Source organism: Bradyrhizobium sp. 2TAF24 (genome assembly GCF_052115025.1).
In the GTDB taxonomy this organism is placed as follows: Bacteria; Pseudomonadota; Alphaproteobacteria; order Rhizobiales; family Xanthobacteraceae; genus Bradyrhizobium_A.
Genome location: NZ_JBFRFW010000005.1, coordinates 15917 through 33685 on the forward strand (window position 1 = coordinate 15917; position 17769 = coordinate 33685).

At 66.9% G+C, this 17769-nt stretch carries 19 protein-coding genes; all 19 read left to right on the forward strand.

All coding sequences use genetic code 11. The features are described from left to right. Nucleotides 1–192 precede the first annotated feature (192 nt). Complete coding sequence (locus AB4Z37_RS09640) at nucleotides 193–969, forward strand: STN domain-containing protein (protein ID WP_441516502.1); 777 nt, start codon at nucleotides 193–195, stop codon at nucleotides 967–969. After that, nucleotides 966–1676 carry a TonB family protein gene (locus AB4Z37_RS09645; protein ID WP_441516503.1) on the forward strand — a complete coding sequence of 237 codons (711 nt, stop codon included), beginning with the start codon at nucleotides 966–968 and terminating at the stop codon, nucleotides 1674–1676. The genes AB4Z37_RS09640 and AB4Z37_RS09645 overlap by 4 nt, the downstream gene beginning before the upstream one ends. Nucleotides 1677–1890: 214 nt before the next feature. Then, a complete protein-coding gene (locus AB4Z37_RS09650; protein WP_441516504.1) occupies nucleotides 1891–2433 on the forward strand; it encodes an RNA polymerase sigma factor in 543 nt (180 codons plus the stop codon). Nucleotides 2434–2781: 348 nt separating this feature from the next. Continuing rightward, entirely contained in the window at nucleotides 2782–3768 is a 987-nt protein-coding gene (locus AB4Z37_RS09655; RefSeq protein ID WP_441516505.1) for a FecR family protein, read from the forward strand. A 225-nt stretch (nucleotides 3769–3993) separates the two neighbouring features. After that, complete coding sequence (locus AB4Z37_RS09660) at nucleotides 3994–5694, forward strand: ShlB/FhaC/HecB family hemolysin secretion/activation protein (RefSeq protein WP_441516506.1); 1701 nt, start codon at nucleotides 3994–3996, stop codon at nucleotides 5692–5694. Next, the gene (locus tag AB4Z37_RS09665) at nucleotides 5694–7715 is read left to right on the forward strand and encodes a DUF2341 domain-containing protein (protein WP_441516507.1); all 2022 of its coding nucleotides are present in this window, start codon (nucleotides 5694–5696) and stop codon (nucleotides 7713–7715) included. Before AB4Z37_RS09660 ends, AB4Z37_RS09665 begins: the two co-directional genes overlap by 1 nt. Before the next feature lie 5 nt (nucleotides 7716–7720). Further along, complete coding sequence (locus AB4Z37_RS09670) at nucleotides 7721–8125, forward strand: ExbD/TolR family protein (protein WP_441516508.1); 405 nt, start codon at nucleotides 7721–7723, stop codon at nucleotides 8123–8125. Between the two features lie 20 nt (nucleotides 8126–8145). Next, nucleotides 8146–8628: a hypothetical protein gene (locus AB4Z37_RS09675; protein WP_441516509.1), complete on the forward strand. Its 483-nt coding sequence runs from the start codon at nucleotides 8146–8148 to the stop codon at nucleotides 8626–8628. Nucleotides 8629–8780: 152 nt separating this feature from the next. Continuing rightward, nucleotides 8781–9446 (forward strand): TonB C-terminal domain-containing protein, encoded by a 666-nt coding sequence (locus tag AB4Z37_RS09680; protein ID WP_441516510.1) that lies wholly within the window; start codon nucleotides 8781–8783, stop codon nucleotides 9444–9446. A gap of 49 nt (nucleotides 9447–9495) precedes the next feature. Next, entirely contained in the window at nucleotides 9496–11334 is a 1839-nt protein-coding gene (locus AB4Z37_RS09685; protein ID WP_441516511.1) for a putative porin, read from the forward strand. A gap of 2 nt (nucleotides 11335–11336) precedes the next feature. Further along, on the forward strand, nucleotides 11337–11930 hold the full coding sequence (locus tag AB4Z37_RS09690; RefSeq protein ID WP_441516512.1) for a hypothetical protein: 594 nt from the start codon (nucleotides 11337–11339) through the stop codon (nucleotides 11928–11930). Between the two features lie 14 nt (nucleotides 11931–11944). Next, a complete protein-coding gene (locus AB4Z37_RS09695; protein ID WP_441516513.1) occupies nucleotides 11945–12967 on the forward strand; it encodes a peptidylprolyl isomerase in 1023 nt (340 codons plus the stop codon). A 43-nt stretch (nucleotides 12968–13010) separates the two neighbouring features. Beyond that, nucleotides 13011–13532 carry a YbjN domain-containing protein gene (locus AB4Z37_RS09700; protein ID WP_441516514.1) on the forward strand — a complete coding sequence of 174 codons (522 nt, stop codon included), beginning with the start codon at nucleotides 13011–13013 and terminating at the stop codon, nucleotides 13530–13532. A 49-nt stretch (nucleotides 13533–13581) separates the two neighbouring features. Beyond that, on the forward strand, nucleotides 13582–14064 hold the full coding sequence (locus AB4Z37_RS09705) for a hypothetical protein (protein WP_441516515.1): 483 nt from the start codon (nucleotides 13582–13584) through the stop codon (nucleotides 14062–14064). Nucleotide 14065: 1 nt separating this feature from the next. Then, nucleotides 14066–14869 carry a lytic transglycosylase domain-containing protein gene (locus AB4Z37_RS09710; protein ID WP_441516516.1) on the forward strand — a complete coding sequence of 268 codons (804 nt, stop codon included), beginning with the start codon at nucleotides 14066–14068 and terminating at the stop codon, nucleotides 14867–14869. Between the two features lie 31 nt (nucleotides 14870–14900). Then, nucleotides 14901–15380 carry a hypothetical protein gene (locus AB4Z37_RS09715; RefSeq protein WP_441516517.1) on the forward strand — a complete coding sequence of 160 codons (480 nt, stop codon included), beginning with the start codon at nucleotides 14901–14903 and terminating at the stop codon, nucleotides 15378–15380. Next, nucleotides 15377–16069, forward strand: a complete 693-nt coding sequence (locus AB4Z37_RS09720) for an STN domain-containing protein (protein WP_441516518.1) — start codon at nucleotides 15377–15379, stop codon at nucleotides 16067–16069. The genes AB4Z37_RS09715 and AB4Z37_RS09720 overlap by 4 nt, the downstream gene beginning before the upstream one ends. Before the next feature lie 181 nt (nucleotides 16070–16250). After that, a complete protein-coding gene (locus AB4Z37_RS09725) occupies nucleotides 16251–16748 on the forward strand; it encodes an RNA polymerase sigma factor (protein ID WP_441516519.1) in 498 nt (165 codons plus the stop codon). Nucleotides 16749–16751: 3 nt separating this feature from the next. After that, nucleotides 16752–17768, forward strand: a complete 1017-nt coding sequence (locus AB4Z37_RS09730; protein ID WP_441516520.1) for a FecR family protein — start codon at nucleotides 16752–16754, stop codon at nucleotides 17766–17768. The last annotated feature ends 1 nt before the right edge of the window (nucleotide 17769 follow it).

A 17769-nucleotide genomic window follows, 5' to 3' on the forward strand; every position in this document is an offset into this window, starting at 1 on the left:
GGGCGGTCCGCGGACCGCTCCGTCTCACACGGCGCCTCCGGTTAGATGGCTGTCACAATTCCGATATAAAAGCAGGGCTCGCGCCCTGCCGATCCGATCCCGCGGTTCGAGAAACGGTCGGCAGGCTTCTTCATCACGCAAGCGGGCTGATCGGTCGTGGCTCTTCGCGGGCGGGTCGGCTGAACCAGAGCAATGACGGCACTCGTAACCTCCGCCGGTGCGGCCGCGCCGGGCGCATACTTTATTATAAAGAATCTGCGACGCCGTCCGGCCATCGTCATGGCGCTGGCCGCGCTGGCGGCCGTTGGTCTGTGTGCCGCCGCCGCGGCGGAGCGTCAGACGGTCGATGCCGACGCGCCGATCGAATTCCATATCCCGGCGCAGCCGCTGGCGAGCGCGCTGCAGGCCTATGGCGAGCGCACCGGCGTGCAGGTGCTCTATGAGAGCACCTCTGCCTCCGGCCGCCGCTCGATCGCCGTCGAGGGCGCCTACACCCCGGCCGACGCGCTCAACCTGATGATTACCGGCAGCGACCTCAGGGTCCGCTACATCCGCCCGGACGCCATCACGCTGGCGCCGCCGCCGGCTGCCGCCAACGAGCCGCCGGCGAGCCCGTTCGGCGTGGCTACAACGGCCGAGCTCTCCCTCGGCACGCTTCGGATACGGGCGGGTGAATCCAGCGACGATTCGACACGCTTCCATGACTACAGCGAGAGCATCCAGAGCGACATCCAGAAGGCGCTGCAGAAGAACAGCCGCACCCGCGCCGGCAGCTATCGCGCCGTGCTCGACCTGTGGATCGATCCGTCGCACGTGATCCAGCGCACCGAGTTGTTCCGCTCGACCGGCGATCCCGACCGCGACGCGGCGGTCGCGTCTGCGCTGCGCGGCCTGGTCATCAGCCGCCCGGCGCCCTCGAACACGCCGCAGCCGATTCGGGTCGTCATCGTGGTGAGATCGCTGCAATGAACGACGTGCGCGATCCTTCGGCGGCGCAAGGTCCGTTGACCACCGCGTTCAAGCCGGACGATCCCAGTGCGTGGTCGTCGGGCGAGGTGGCGCGGCTGGTGCTGGCGCCGACTGTGGCGGTGGTCTTGTTCGTGGGCGGGCTCTACTGGGTGCGGTTGCAGGTGCCGGCCGGCACCGCGGGCCGCGACCAGGCGGCGGTGGTGCAGGTGCAGGTCCTGCCGCGCCCCGATCCGATGCCGATTCCGGTGCCGCCCGCGTCACAGCCGATGCCGGCATCGCTGTCCACGCCATCCGACATGCCGTCCGACCGCACCGATCCCGTGGTGACTGACGATCCCGCCGTCGCGCCGCCGCCGCGCGCAACGGCGCCGATGGACGCCAACACGCCAAGTCCGCGTGCGGCCCCGGCCCCGGCCGACGCGTCGCCAAATCGTGCTGCTCTGAAATTCCAGCAGGCGCTGCTGCGCCATGTTGCGCGCTTCAAGCGCTCTCGCCCGGGCTTGCCGCCAGGGGTGGTCGAGACGGTGTTCGCGATGCAGCGCGACGGCACGTTGCTCGGCGTCTGGGTGCAAACCAGCTCCGGGCGGATGGTACTCGACAAGGAGGCGGTTGAAACAATTCGCCGCGCTCAGCCGTTGCCGCCGATCCCGCCGGAGCTTCCCGAGCGCCTGAAGGTCCGGATCACACTCGACTTCGATCAGTCGTGATGCCGCGTCGGAGCGGCCGACGCCTCAACATGCCGCTGCCCGACGGCGCCGTCCGCGACGGCTGCCTGCGCGTCGGCGCGTGGCGGACATTCACTCGCATGGGTGGTGCGACCGTCCTGCATCCCGTCGTCATAAATATGTAGTCCGTCACGGCTACCACCGTCGCGCTCCCGATTGTATGAGTGCGGGAGTTGCGTGTGGGGGCCCGCGAGACGTGGCTGATATCAACCGAGTAAGGCTGCGCGGCCAGTTGATCGAGAATTATGATGGCCTGGTCCGGAAGCTGACGCGCCGGCTGGGATCGTCGGACTTTGCCTATGAGGCCCTGCACGAGACGTTTGTTCGACTCGACCGCGTGACCGATTCAGTCACCGTGCGCAGCCCGGCGGATTACATCTTCCGCACTGCCATCAACATTGCAAAGGATCGGCAGAAGGCGCAGAACCACCGCGTCAGCGTCGCCGAGATCGATGCGCTGCTGGATATCTCCGACGAGGGGCCGGATCCGGCCCGGGTGGCCGAGGCGCGCTCCGAGATCGAGGGCTTCAAGCGCGCGCTTGCCGCGTTGCCGGCGCGGCCGCGGGAGGTGTTGCACAGCGTGGCGGTGGAGGGCGTGCCGGCCCAGGCGGTTGCCGAGCGGCTGCAGGTCAGCCTGCGGACCGTCGAAAATGATTTGAAAATGGCCTTGCAGCATTGTGCGGATTGCCTGGATCATCCATTGAAGCGGCGCCTCGGTGGGCCGCGCCTCCGGTCCTGATCGGATCGGGCGTTTAGAAACGGGTGGGGGCGAGGCGCCCTCCTGTCGTGAGCCGAATAATTTGAGATGCCGGCCCGTCCCCGAATTCGGCGACTGGCGGCGAATCGATGTCCAATTTTTAACTTCCCCCCGATTTTTCTTCGGGATAGGGGGGGCTCAGTCGTCTACAGATAGAGAGACCGCACGCGGAACAAGCTGTCGGCAGCGTTTTGACGGGGTGTCGGAGGGAATGACAAAGCTGGGCGTGGCGACATTTGCTCGGAGTAAGTGGCGGTGCACGAGGGTGCATCCGGCCGCGCCGACGTGTCGCGGGCGTGCTCTGCTTTGTGTGCGCGCGGGCGGTCGATCGTGACAGAGCCCACCCGCACGCCCGATCGCGACCCGCTGCTCGATGAAGCGCTCGGCTGGATCGTTCGCCTGAAGACGGGTGCGCCGACGCGTGCCGACGTCATGGCGCTGCAGCGCTGGCGCGACCAGGATCCGGCCCATGAGGCGGCGTTCAAGGCCGCCGCACGCCTTTATCGTCACGCCGGCATCGCCGCGCGTGAGCTCGCGGCTGAACCGGCTGCTCCCGCCACGGTGGTGCCGATGGCGCCGCGTCCACGGCCGATCATGACGCGCCGTGCCATGCTGGGCGGCGCCGTCGCGGCGGCCGCGGCAAGCTACATGGTGGTGCATCCGCCGCTCGGCCTGTGGCCGTCGCTCGAGGAGCTGTCCGCCGATTATCGCACCGGCAAGGGCGAGCAGCGCCGTGTCGCGATTGCGCCGGATGTGTCGCTGGAGCTGAACACCCAGACCAGCGTTGCGCTGCGCGCGGCGCAGGATGAGACCCGGATCGAGCTGATTTCCGGGGAGGCCTCCGTTGCAGCCAAGCACGGGCCGTCGAAATCGCTGGTGATGCTGGCCGGCGATGGTCGCATCACGGCATCGCAGGGCGATTTCAATGCCCGCTGTCTCGATGGGGTGGTGACGGTGGCCTGCCTCGGCGGCGCCGTCACCGTGACGCATGGCGGCAAGTCGATCGCGTTGCAGCCCTCGGAGCAGGTGTCCTACTCCAGTGCAGGCATGGATACGGCGGCACCGGTCGATACCGATCAGGTCCTGGCCTGGCGTTCCGGGCTGATCATCGTGCGCGACCGGCCGCTGGCCAGCGTGGTCGATGAGGTCAATCGCTATCGCAGCGGCAAGATCATCGTCACCAATACCGAACTGCGGCGCCGCGTCGTCAACGGCACCTTCCAGCTCGACCGGCTGGACCACTTCGTCGCCCAGGTGGAACAGCTGTTCGGCGCCCGCGTGACGTCGCTGCCCGGCGGCGTCGTGCTGCTCAGCTGAGCCCAGCTGCCGGCGCGCGACGCCGGGCGAAGCACCGATTTCCCAACAAGCTCCTAAAAATCGTTCCGTCGGCAACAAAAAGTTTTGCGGGTTAGGTCCCGCCCGGTCGTCTGTTCAATGAGGGGTGTGCGGCCGCGGTGGTTTTGACCGCGCTGGCGCGCGCCCGCAACAAGCGAGCGGACGTCGGTGCGAAGTCAGGTGAACCAGCAAAGTAACGAGCCTCGGATGCGGGGCGGTGCGAAGCTGCGGCAGGGTGCCGCGGCCGTGACCATTGTCGGTGCTCTGGCTGGCGTGCTGCCGGCCGAGGCTGCCAAGCAGCCGGCGGCCGACCAGGCGGCGGCCACCGATGCGGCCGCGGGGACGCCCGCGCAGCAGGCGAAGCCGGCGGCGCCGCTGCAGCGCTTCAACATCGACGACTTCGCCGTGCAGGGCGCCGACACGCTGCCGCAGATCGAGATCGAAGAGGCGATCTATCCGTTCCTCGGTCCGAACAGGACGGCGGAAGATGTCGAGAAAGCCCGCGCCGCGCTCGAAAAGGCCTATCACGACAAGGGTTTCCAGACGGTCAGCGTCGCCGTGCCGCAGCAGAATGTGCAGGGCGGCGTGGTCACGCTGAAGGTGTCGGAGCTGAAGGTCGGCCGGCTCCGGATCAAGAATTCGCGCTACTTCGACCTCGGCCGCATCAAGGCTGGCGCGCCGTCGCTGAAGGAAGGCGGCGTTCCCAACTTCACCGACGTGACCAAGGACATCGTGTCGCTCAACCAGTGGCCGGACCGCCGCATCACGCCGGCGCTGCGCGCGGGTGTCGCGCCCGGCACGGTGGACGTCGACCTCAACGTCGAGGACAAGGCGCCGCTGCACGCCTCGCTCGAATACAACAATCGCCAGTCGCCCAGCACGACGCCGACCCGCCTCAGCGCGACGGTGCACTATGACAACCTCTGGCAGCTCGGTCATTCGCTGAGCTTCACCTACCAGGTGGCGCCGGAGCGGCCGAACGACGCGCAGGTGTTCTCCGGATCGTATCTGGCGCGCATTCCCGACCTCGACTGGCTGAGCGTGCTGTTCTACGCGGTGAAGTCGAGCAGCAATGTCGCGACCGTCGGCGGCACCAACATCGTCGGCCCCGGCCAGATCTTCGGCGGGCGCGCGGTCATCACCCTGCCGCCGCGCGACAGTCTGTTCCATACGCTGTCGGTCGGCATCGATTACAAGCACTTCGACCAGACGGTGAAGCTCGGTACCGACGGCTTCTCTTCGCCGGTGACCTATTTCCCGCTGGTGGCGAGCTATGGCGCCACGTTCCAGACCGAGAAGTTCACCACCCAGTTCAACGCCTCGGTGACCTACAACATGCGCACGCCGAGCAGTCCCTGGGACGAGTTCGACAACAAGCGCTATTACGCGTCGCCGAACTTCACCCATCTCAATGCGGATCTGTCGCATACCCAGGAGCTGCCCGAAGGCTTCCAGCTGTACGGCAAGGCGCAGGGGCAGATCTCCGACGGCGCGCTGGTCTCGAGCGAGCAGTTCAGCCTTGGCGGTCTCGACACCGTGCGCGGCTATCTTGAGTCCGAGGTGCTCGGCGACGACGGCATTGCCGGCAACATCGAGCTGCGCAGCCCGAACATCGGCGACATGCTGCAGTCCCGCATGAAGAGCGCGGGCGGCGACAAGCCGCTGCCGTTCAATACCTTCAACGAATGGCGGCTCTTTGCGTTCGCCGACGGTGGCCATGCGTCGATCCACCGGCCGCTCATCAGCCAGGACAGGACTTTCGACATCTGGAGCTACGGCGTCGGCACGCGCTTCAAGGTGTTCGACACATTCAATGGCGTTGTCGCCTATTCGGTGCCGATGGTCAGTCAAACCTACACGCATGCGGGAGACCCCCGCGTGAATTTCCGGATCTGGGGTGAATTCTGATGACAATGGGGTGGAGTGAGATGCGGCGCCTGCGTCGGAGCGGTGGACGGGTCCTGTCCGGGTTGCTGCTGGGTGCGATCGCGACGATGACGCTGTCGGTGTCGCCGGCCAAGGCCTGGTGGAACGACGAGTGGCAGCTGCGCAAGAAGGTCACCGTCGATACCAGCGCGTCCGGTGCCAACATCACCGATCCGGTCGGCACCACGCCGGTGCTGATGCGGTTGCACGTCGGCAACTTCCGCTTCACCTCGGCCAAGGATGACGGCAGCGACCTGCGCTTCGTCGCCGGCGACGACAAGACGCCGCTCAAGCATCACGTCGAGAAGTATGATTCGCTGCTCGGCGAGGCGCTGGTGTGGGTGGCGGTGCCGAACGTGCAGCCCGGTGCCAAGGCCGACATCTGGCTGTACTACGGCAACAAGAAAGCGATCGCCACCAGCGACGCCAAGGGCACCTACGATCCCGACACGCTGCTGGTCTATCACTTCAACGAGCGCGGCACGCCGTCGCTCGACTCGTCGGTGTGGGCCAACAACGCCCAGAGCGTCGGCCAGCCCGCGGAAGGCGCGCTGATCGGCAATGGCCTGCGTCTCGATGGCCGCACCGGCCTGACGCTGCCGGCGTCCTCGTCGCTGGCGCAGGCCGCGGGCGGCACCTTCAGCTGGTCGGCCTGGATCAAGCCGGCCGCACTGCAGCCGAATGCGGCGCTCTACAGCCGCCGCGATGGTGCCAATGCCCTGGTCATCGGCCTCGACAACGGCGCGCCGTTCGCCGAGGTGACCAATGCCGGTACGGCCCAGCGCAGCGGCGCCGCGGCGCCGGTGGCGCCGAACAGCTGGCATCACCTCGCGGTGGTGGCGGCCAACGGCCAGGTTACGGTTTATCTCGACGGCGCGGTCTATGCTTCGCTCAATGCCGCGCTGCCCGCTCTCAACACCGTTGCGCTGATCGGAGCTGATACTCCGTCCGCCGGTGTTTCTCCGGTCGCGGCCGCGACGACGCCGTCCGCAACCACGCAGCCCGAGGCCCCCGCTGCGTCGGCTGCGGACGGTGGCGCTGCCGCCGCCCCTGCTCCGGCAGAAGCCGCACCGGCCGCGGCCGTGGCCGCGATGGCTGGCTTTGCCGGCGATATCGACGAGCTGCAGATCGGCAAGGCCGCCCGCTCGGCCGGCTTCATCAAGTTCGCGTCCATCGGCCAGGGTCCGGACCAGGCCAAGCTGATCTCGTTCAGCGTCGACGAGGAGACGGCGAGCTGGCTGTCCGGCTACTTCGCCGTGATCCTGAAGTCGGTCACGCTCGACGGCTGGGTCGTGATCGGCATCCTGCTGATCATGGCGGTCATCAGCTGGGTCGTGATGTTCGATCGCGCCTCGTATCTGAACAAGCAGGCCAAGGCGAACGCCCAGTTCATGAAGGGCTTTCGTGAGATCGCCCACGACCTCACGATGATGGACCGCGGCGATGCCGACGAGGTTTCGACCCTGGGCGGACGTCTCGGTGAAGCCGACGCCAAGATGATGAAGTCGTCGTCGCTCTATCGCATCTATCACATCGGCGCGGCCGAGATTCGCCATCGCTTCGCCCAGTATGGCACCTCGACGCCGGTGCTGTCGGCAACCTCGATCGCCGCCATTCGTGCCGCTCTGGACAGCGGCGTGGTCAAGGAAATGCAGCGGCTCAACCGCATGATGGTGGTGCTGACCATCGCGATCTCCGGCGGTCCGTTCCTCGGCCTGCTGGGCACCGTGGTCGGCGTCATGATCACCTTCGCGGCGATCGCGGCCAGCGGCGACGTCAACGTCAATGCCATCGCGCCGGGTATCGCCGCGGCGCTGGTCGCCACCGTCGCCGGCCTCGGCGTCGCGATCCCCGCGCTGTTCGGCTACAACTACCTGATCTCGCGCATCAAGGATCTGACCAGCGACATCCAGGTCTTCGTCGACGAGTTCGTGACCAAGATGGCGGAATTCTACTCCGCCGACCGGCCCGATCCGCAGCAGCACCGCATCGCGGCGGAGTAAGGGCGATGCAGATCCAGGCCGACTCCAAGCCGTATGACGACATCAACATCACTCCGATGTTGGACCTCGCCTATGTTCTGCTGGTGATCTTCATCATCATGACCACGGCGACGGTGCAGGGCCAGAAGGTCAACCTGCCGAAGGCGTCGGCGGCGCCGAGCCTCGCGACCCAGACCACCAAGGCGATCACCGTCGCCAATGACGGCAAGATCTTCCTGGATACCATCCCGGTGACGCTGCCCGAGCTTGAGCAGCGTCTGGTGCAGCAGAAGGCGCTGACGCCGGAATTCCCGGTGGTGCTGCGCGGTGACGCGCAGGCCCAGTACCAGAGCGTCATGGACGTGCTCGACCTGCTTGGCCGCATCGGCCTCAACCAGGTCGGGCTCGCCACCAAGCCGCTGGTGAAGTGAACGAGCTGACGGTCATAGCCATGATCATGCAACTGCCGCACGCACAGCCGCCCCGCAGGACCCTCTGGTCCTGGCTGCGCGACACGGTGCTGACCGCGGACCGCGATGCGGGTGCGCCGCTGCCGCACACGACGCGGCCGACAGTTGAGATGGGGGTGCCGCAGCGTGCCCTTGCCGGCGACGGTGCGACTATCCTGCCGTTTCCGATCCATGGCGAGGCGCTGCTGGTCAAGCTCGCCGCAGCGCTGCGCGATCGTTTCGGCGGTCGAGAGGCATCGCTGATGCTGGCGCTCGACCGTGGGGTTCATTCGCGGCTGACCATCGATCAGGCCGCCTATGTCGAGTTCCACGGTGTCCGCGGGACTTACCATGCCGTGATCGAGGCCGCCGCCGACACCACGGTGATGCTCGATACCACCGACTTCGACACGCTGGTCCGCTTCGTCATGCAGTACGTGACCGAACGGCCGGCGGATACGGCAACGCTCGAGGCTGCATCATGAGCCTGTTGGCGAAAGACCAGGACGCCCTGTTGGCGCGCCGCTCCGCGGCTGCGCCGAGCAGCCAGCCTACGCCGGCGGGCAGCGGCCCGTCAGCGACATCGTCCGCACCGACTGGCGGCCCGCGTCGGCCGCGCAATTCGGAGCGTAGTGCGATGGTGCGCTATGTCGGCGTACTGGCCGTGATCATCGTGCTGTTCGGCGGCGCGATCTACATGTTCCTCGGCCACGACGACATGCCGCCGCCGCGCCAGGTGCGCGAGCTGACGATCGTCAATGTCGTGCCGCCGCCACCTCCGCCACCTCCGCCGCCGCAGCAGCCCGAGCAGAAGATGATCGAGCAGCCGAAGATGGCGGAGCCGGAGTTCAAGGAAGACAAGCCGCTCGACAAGCCCAAGGACGAGCCGATCAAGGATGCCAAGAACGCCGAGCCGCCGGGACCGCTGTCGCTGGATGCGAAGGCAACCGGGCCGGGCGACCTGTTCAATCTCGGTGGCAAGCCGGGTGGCAATCCCTATGGCGGCGGCGGGGGCGGCGGCAGCCGCTGGGGTTGGTACACGAGCATCGTGACGACCCAGATCCAGAGCGCGCTGGAATCCAATCCGAAGACCCGCCGGGCGGCGATGCAGGTGCAGATCAGGCTGTGGGCCGACAGCACCGGCCGCATCAGCCGGATCCAACTGGTGTCGTCCACCGGCGACGCCGAAGTCGATGCTGCCATTCGCAACGATGTCTTCAACGGCATGATGTTGCGTGAACCGCCACCCAAGGACATGCCGATGCCCGTGGTCACCCGCGTTACCGCGCGGCGGCCGAGCTGAGCTGTCCTGATTTCAACTTCAGACGTGACGAGTGAGAACTGGGGGACTGATGTTTAAGAACAATGCAGACGCAGGTTGGCAGGCGATCCCGCTCGCGGTGTCGCTGTGCGCGCTCGTTTGTGCGACGCCGGCCTTGAGCCAGACCGCAGACCCCGCCGCGGCTGCGCCTGCCAAGAAGGAGAAGCGTCCGGCCGTCTCGCAGGCCAAGCCGACCTCTCCCAACGCCACCATCAATCTGGTCAACATGCTGGTCAGCCAGGGTGTCATCAAGGAAGATCAGGCCAAGCTGCTGATCAAGCAGGCCGAGGACGAAGCTTACGTTTCGCGCCAGGCGGCCAAGGATGCCAGCGCCAAGGCCGACGATGCCACCAAGGCGGCGACCGCCGCGGCCGCCGCTGCCCAGCCTCCGGGCACCCGCCACGTCACCTATGTGCCTGAAATCGTCAAACGGCAGTTACGTGACGAGATTAAGAAAGAGGTGATGGCGAAGGCAGAGAAGGAAAACTGGGCATCCCCCGGTGCTTACCCCGAATGGGCGCAGCGCATCCGCTTCTATGGCGATGCGCGCGTCCGTTATCAGGGCAACTTCTTTCCGACGGGCAACGACCAGCAGGATGCCTGGAACTTCAACGCCATCAATAACAGCGCGTCGGCTTACGACGCCAGCAAGGGTACCCAGTACCCGCCGACGAACAACGCCTCCCAGGACCGCAACCAGTTCCGCCTGCGGGCGCGCCTCGGCATGGAAGCCGATCTCTTCAACGGCTTCACCGCCGGGCTGCGCATCGCCACCGGCGAGACCAATTCGCCGGTCTCCACCAATCAGTCCATGGGCAACAGCGGCGGTAACTTCTCGAAGTACGCGCTGTGGCTCGATCGCGCCTACCTGAAGTACCAGACCTTTGGCGACGACCTGACGCTGTCGGCCGGCCGCTTCGACAACCCGTTCTGGTCGCCCACCGACCTCGTGTGGTATCGCGAACTTGGTTTTGACGGCTTTGCCGTCCAGGCCAAGCGCGAGATCTGGGAGGGCTTCACGCCGTTCGCGGTCGCGGGCGCATTCCCGATCTACAACACGGACTTCAATGCAGGCACGGCGCCGAGCAACGGCGCCCTGCCGACGAAGTATGCGAGCAACGACAAGTGGCTGTTCGGCGGCCAAGTCGGCTTCGCCGCGCGGTTCAGCCCGGAGTACTCGCTGCGTCTCGGCGTCGCCTATTATGACTTCTCCAATGTGCAGGGGCGGCAGTCGACCGACTGCATCGTCTATAACCCATCCGACAGCTGCGAGACCGACCTGACCCGCCCGTCGTTCGCGCAAAAGGGCAACAGTTACATGATGCTCCGCGGGCCTAACTCGGTGCTGTCCACCACTTACCCGGCGCCGAATTATCAGTATTTCGGTCTCGCGAGCCAATTCCGGCCGCTGGTGGCGAGCGCCCAGCTCGATCTCGGCCACTTCCATCCGTATCACATCGTGATCGACGGCGAGTACGTCGTGAACACGGCGTTCAATCGCGGTTTGATGGAGATGAACAGCATCAACAATCGTGGCCCGAACTATCCCGGCAAGGACTATGGACCGTTCAACGGCGGCAACACGGGCTGGATGGGGCGTGTCACGGTCGGCAACAAGGAGATCAAGCATCTCTGGGATTGGAACGTGCACGCGGGCTACAAGTACCTGGAGTCGGATGCGACCATCGACGCCTTCGCGGATTCGGATTTCGGTCTCGGCGGCACCAACCTGCGCGGCTACTTCCTCGGCGGCAATCTCGGCCTCAGCGAGAACGTCTGGGCTTCGCTGCGCTGGATGAGTGCCAACAACATCTCCGGCTTCCCCTACAGCGTCGATGTCCTGCAAGTCGACCTCAACGCCAGGTTCTGATCATGCGCAGCTCCCTTCCATTCGCCGTGCTGGCGGCCGCCACGCTGATGACCAGCGCGGCGTCCGCCCAGTCCGAGACCGATCGCCTGCGTGAAGCCCTGCGCAGCGCCACGGCGCAGACCCGTGCGCTGGAGGACCAGCGCACGGCACTGCAGGCCAAGATTGCCGACGCCGACCGTGAAAAGGTGGCGATGAAGGCCGAGATCGACGCCGCCAAGGCCCAGGTCAAGAAGACGGAGAAGGAGCATCGCGAGGCGGTCGACGAGTTCAACCACCGCCTCGAGGAGCGTGACCAGACCCTCGAGAAATGGAAGTCGGCCTATGAGGAGGCCGCTACCGTCGCACGCAGCAAGGACGCCGAGCGCGCCAAGTTCGAGAGCGAGGCGGCGACCTACAAGGCCAGCACCAAGAGCTGCGTCGCCAAGAACACGCTGCTGGTGAAGGCCGGCAAGGAGCTGGTGCAGCGCTACAAGGAAGTCACCATCGGCGACACCGTCGTCGCGCGCGAGCCGGTGCTCGAGCTGCGTCGCGTCGAGCTGCAGAACCAGCTGCAAGATACCTACGACAAGTTCCTCGACCAAAAGGTAACCCAATGAGTTCCCGGGCCTCCATGTTCAAGATCGCGCAGACCGCCACCGTGGCGACCGTTGTCGCTTTGGCTGCGGCACCGGTAATGGCGTTGGCTCAGACCGCGGTTCCGCCCGTGGCGCCGCAGCGGGCCGCACCGGCCCCCGTGAAGCCGAAGCCCGCGCCGCAGCCTGTCGCTGCCGCGCCGCAGGCGCCGGCGGCGACGCAGGGCCTTGCCTCATCCAGGGCCGCGGCGAGCGATGATGTGGTGGCCAAGGTCGGCAGCACCAATGTCACGGCGGACGAGCTGCGCGCCTATGTCGCCGCGCTCGGCCCGCGCGAGCAGACGGCGTTCGCCAAGGATCCGGCGCTGCTCAGCCAGGCTGTGCGCATGCTGCTCGCCAACCGCCTGGTGCTGCAGGAGCTGCAGGCCAAGAAGTGGGACCAGCAGCCGACGGTCGCGGCGCAGCTCGAGCGGGTGCGCGAGAATGCGATGGTCGAGCTGTACCTGCAGTCGGTGTCGACGCCGCCGGCGAACTTCCCGAGCGAGGATGAGCTGCAGAAGGTCTACGACGCCAATCGCGCCGCGCTGCTGATGCCGCGCCAGTTCCAGCTGGCGCAGATCTTCATTGCCGCGCCGAAGGATGCCGACAAGGCGACGGAAGACAAGGCCAAGCAGGAGCTCGACGAGGCGCTGCGCAAGCTCAAGGCGCCGGGGGCCGACTTCATGGCCGTCGCGCGTACCGAAACCGACACCGGCGATCTCGGCTGGCTGGCTGAAACCCAGATCCGGCCGGAGATCCGCTCGCAGGTGATGGGCCTCGCCAAGAATGCGGTGTCCGAGCCGATCCGCCTCGACGACGGCTGGCACATCCTCAAGCTGGTCGATACCAAGGCGTCCTACACCCGGACGCTGCCGGAGGTCCGCGAGCAGCTGGTCCAGCAGATCCGCGCCGAGCGCGCCAACCTGATGCGCCGTGCCTATCTCGCGGAGTTGCAGAAGCAGCATCCGCCGGTGCTCAACGAACTGGCGCTGTCGAACCTGTTCGAAGCGTCCCGCAAGTAATTCGTCACCACTCGTTACCACGCCTCAAATGTCCGGAGATCGCATGTCCGATATCGTCACCACGCTCACTCTCGACTCGCTGCGCGAGACGCTGCAGGCCGTCGGCTATCGGGTCGAGCAGCTGGCCGATCCTGTTGCCAACGTACCTTACCTGCGTTCGGCGACGGCCGGCCTGGCCTTCGACATCCGTCCGGGCAACCGCTTCGTCGGCGACGAGCAGAGCTTTGCCGACGTGGCTTTCGTGGCTGCGCTGCAGGTGCAGGGCGAACTGCCGCTCGACATCGTCAACCGCTGGAACGTGACCCGCCGGTTCGGCCGGTTGCAGCTCAGCCAGCCCTTCCTGGTGTTCTGCCTCGACGTCTCTGTCGCCGGCGGCGTGGCGCCGAACCACGTGCGTGCCCAGATCGAGATCTGGGATCGCCTGGTGCAGGAGCTGATTGCCTATCTCCGCGACGAACTGCAGAAGCTCAGCGCCATCCAGGCGGCGCAGGTTGCGCACAAGCCGGCCGAGGCGCCGGTGAGCGAGGCGGCTGCCGACGCGGCTGCTCCCGCCACGATCCAGTAAATGGTCGGCGCGAGGTGGTCTCGCGCCGCTTCAATTCGATGCGTGCCTCATGAGTGACGATTCCGTTCCGTCCCGCGACAGCCGGGTTGCCCGGTGGCTGCGTTGGTTCGGCGCTGCGACCGGACTGATCACGGTTGGCATCGGCGCCAGCACCGCGCCGGCAGTTGCTCAACGTGCCGACTTCCAGTCTGCCGCGGCGGCTCCCGCGGCATGGCAGGCGTTCGCCAGGCAGCTGCAGAGCCAGTTTCAGCATCAGCTTGCCGGTGAAGATGTCGCCGCGCAGCAGGTTCGCGACGTCATGACCGGACACGGCGTGGGGGCAAGCCCCTCCAGCGTGGTGGTTCGCGCCTGGATCCTGCCGAGCGGAACTGTCGAGAGGGTCGATCTCGATGGCGTCGAGGCCGATGTCGCGGGGCCGCTGCGGACGCTGCTGGTCCGTGACAATGTCGGGGTCCCGCCTGCCGACATGCTGCAGCCGCTGCACCTGCGGTTGTCGCTGCGCCCGCGCGATGTGCAGGAGCAGGACCACTAGCATGCGGAGCGGTGCTGGGATGGTGCATGCGATCGTCGGGCTGGGCTTTGCCCTGCTCGGTTCGCCTGCGCTTGCTCAGACCTCCGAAGCGCCGTTCGCGGCGCGCTTCGCCGCGGTCGAACCGGCGGAGCAGGAGCGTGCCCCGGCGGAACAGGCGGCTGAGCCACCGAAGAACGTCCGTGACAGCGTCACCAAGCCCGAGACCCCACCGCAGCGTCCGGCCGATCCGCGCGCCTATTACCGCACGCTGATCGAGAAGGAGACCGCGCGGACCGGGCTCGCGCCGGAAATCGCCGAAGCGGTGATGGCGGTTGAGAGTGGCTATAATCCCGCGGTGATCGGCGGCGTCGGTGAGATCGGCTTGATGCAGCTGCTGCCGTCGACGGCGCGGATGCTGGGCTTTTCCGGAACGCTGGCCGACCTCGCGGTGCCCGAGACCAACATCCATTTTGGCGTGATGTATCTGTCGCAGGCGTGGCGGCTCGCCGGCGGCGACCTCTGCACCGCGGCCATGAAGTATCGCGCCGGCCACGGCGAAACCCGCTTCTCGCATCTGTCGGTTGCCTACTGCATCGCGGTGCGCGGCAAGCTGATGGCGCGCGGCTATCCGGTCAGCGGTGCGGTGCCGGTGGCGACGTTTGGCGATCCGGTGCGCGGTCACTTCGGTAGCGGCGGTGGTGGCTGCGGCCGCAAGTGCCTGGCGGGCGCGCAGATCGGCCGGGTCGATCTCGCCGCGCTCAACACGCGATTGAACGCGATCGTCATTCAGGTGCACGGGGGAATGCCGGCGCGGCGCGGGCCGTAAACGCGTCCGCACGGAAGGGGGGGGGGGACGGATGAAAGCATTGGTCGTCGTGATATCTGCGCTGCTGGTCGTGACCTCGGCAGGTGCGCAGGAGCGCGCGCCACTGCCTGAAATCGTCATTGGAGCGCCTCCGTCCGCGGCGCCGGACGGCCCGCCGCCCCTGGTTCTGCAACCGCCGGCCCCCCGGGCTCCAGCGCCGTTGACGATCGGCCCATCTCAGGATTCGAATGCAGGCCGGCCCGGCAGTGGAGCTGCGAACGAACGCTGTGCCAATGCAGCCAACGGGAACGAGCGGTCGCTCGGCTGCCTCAACGACAAGCTCAAGAAGGAAGTCGACAAGATCAACCCGACCGCCAATATCGCCCCGCTCGATGCCAAATCCAGCGACAACAAGGTCGGCGTCATCAGCATTCCCGGCGTCAAGCAGCAGTACGGTCCCAATTTCGGGCTCTCAGCGTATCCCTATCGGCCGGCGGCGCCGGTCCACGCGCCCCCGATCATCCATCGATGACCATCGTTCCGGCTGCGGGGGCGAGGCGACAGTGCCGGTCCTGGCAGTTGCTGCAGCGAGCCCTCGCCGCGATGGCGCTGCTGATGTGCGGTGCTGCGGTTGCGAGTCCTGTCGCCGCCGAGGGGTCCGACAAGATCCTGACCTTCGACATCGCGTCGCAGCCGCTTGAGGATGCACTCTACGCTTTCAGCGCGGCGACCGGCATCGAGGTGTTTGCCGACGGCGACATCGTCAAGGGGCGGCAATCGACCGCGGTCAGGGGCACCATGGCGGCCACCCCGGCCCTGCAATTGTTGCTCGCCGGCACTGGACTTGATGCCCATGCGATCGGGACGCGCGCGATCACCTTGTCACCGGCGCCGCCGGATGCGACGCGTGCCGCGCTTCGCAGCGCATACTCGGCACAGCTGCAGCGAGCGGCGCTGCGGCAGCTGTGTGGAAACGGCGACGCCGACCTCGGCAGCTACCGCGTTGCGCTGCAACTCTGGCTGGATGATGCCGGCACGGTGCGACGGGCCGTGCTGCTGAGCTCGACCGGGGACGAGACGCGCGACCGCCGCATCCACGACCGCATCACGCGCATCTTCGCCGGCAAGCCGCCGTCGGCGCTGCCGCAGCCGGTCGTCATGGTCATCCTGCCGCGCCGGGACGGCGAGGATTGCACGGCAGGTATGTCCGCCCGGCCATGATGTCCGCGATAACACGGTTGTCACATGCGCTGCCTATGCAGGAGCGCCGCCTTTCGCCCCACCGCCGAAGCCTGCTTCTGGCGGCCTGCGGCCACGGATCGTGCTGGAGTTGTGAGTCCGCGGCGTCATGACGAAATCTGCCCTGGCTCATCTGCTTCAAGTCCTGCTCGAGGACTACGGCGTGCTGAAGAGCCAGCTTGCGCGGCGTCTCGGTTCGCAGGACGCCGCCGGCGATATTCTGCAGGAAGCCTATCTGCGGCTGCAGCGCATGGGATCTGTCGGAGCGGTCCGGCATCCGCGCACCTATCTCTATCGTGTCGCGCTCAACATCGCCGCCGACCTGCGCCGCTCCGAGCAGCGCCGTCTCGCCCGCTCCGAAGTCGAACTGCTGCTTCGCCTGGAGAACGATGAACTCGACCCGGAACGGGTCGCCGCGAGCCGTTCGTCGCTCCGGTCGCTGGTGCAGGCGCTCGACGAGCTGCCGCCGCGCCGCCGAGCGATCTTTGTCGCCGTGCGGCTGGAGGGGCGCCCGCATGCCGAGATCGCTGCGCGCTTCGGTATCTCGACCCGCTATCTGGAGCGGGAGCTCAAGCTCGCCCTGGAGCATTGCCGGGACAGACTCGAAATAAATTTGTCACAGACATTCCGATCCACCCCTCCTGAACCGTCTATGAAGTGAGAGGTGGCAGTGGAAGGACGGCGCTACGCAATGGTCGATGGAGTTCCGCCGGACAGCGACGAGGCCGTCAGGCAGCAGGCGACCGCCTGGGTACTGCGGCTGGTGTCGGGTCAAGCGACGGGCGCCGACGCGGAGGCGCTGCGCCGCTGGCGCGACCAGAGTGCCGTGCACCGCGAGGCGTTCGCGGAAGCCAAGCTGCTATGGGAGACGTTGGGCCCGGCGGCAAGCGAGGTTGCGAGCCGGACGGCTGCAGCCGGTGCCATGGTGCCTGCGATGGAGACATCGCGGAAGCTCGGCCGGCGTGCCGTGCTCGGCGGTGTGTTGGCTGCGTCGGTCGCCACCATCGGTTATCTCGGTGCCCGGCCGCCCTTGCAGCTGTGGCCATCGTTCGGCGAGCTGCAGGCGGACTACCGGACTGCGACGGGTGAGCAGCGCAACGTGGCGCTCGCGGACAATATCTCACTGGTGCTCAACACCCGCACCAGCATCGGCGTCGCGTCCTCGGCCGAGGCGAAGCTCGTCGAGCTGATCTCGGGGGAGGCATCGTTCAACGCCCGGGCCGGCGCGCAGACGCGGCTCGACGTGGTTGCGGCCGATGGCCGCGCCATGGCGAGCATGGCGCGGTTCGACATGCGCCGCGACGGCGCAGCGGTCCGGGTCACGTGCCTCGACGGCTCGGTGGCCGTCGGCGCGCGTGGCCGGTCCCTGACACTGTCGGCCGGACACCAGGCGATCTATGACAGCGGCGGCCTGCAAGGGGTCACACCCGTCGATGTCGCGGCCGTGACCGCCTGGCAGCAGGGGCAGCTCGTCTTTCGCCACGAGCCGCTGGCGCGGGTTGTTGCCGAGGTCAATCGCTACCGGCCAGGGCGCATCGTCCTGCTCAACGACCGCCTCGGCGAGCGTGACGTGGTAGCGACCTTCCGACTCGACCGGATCGACGAAGCCGTCGGCCACCTGGCGCGCGCGTTCAATGCGCAGATCCGCTACCTGCCGGGCGGCGTGGTGGTGCTGAGCTGAA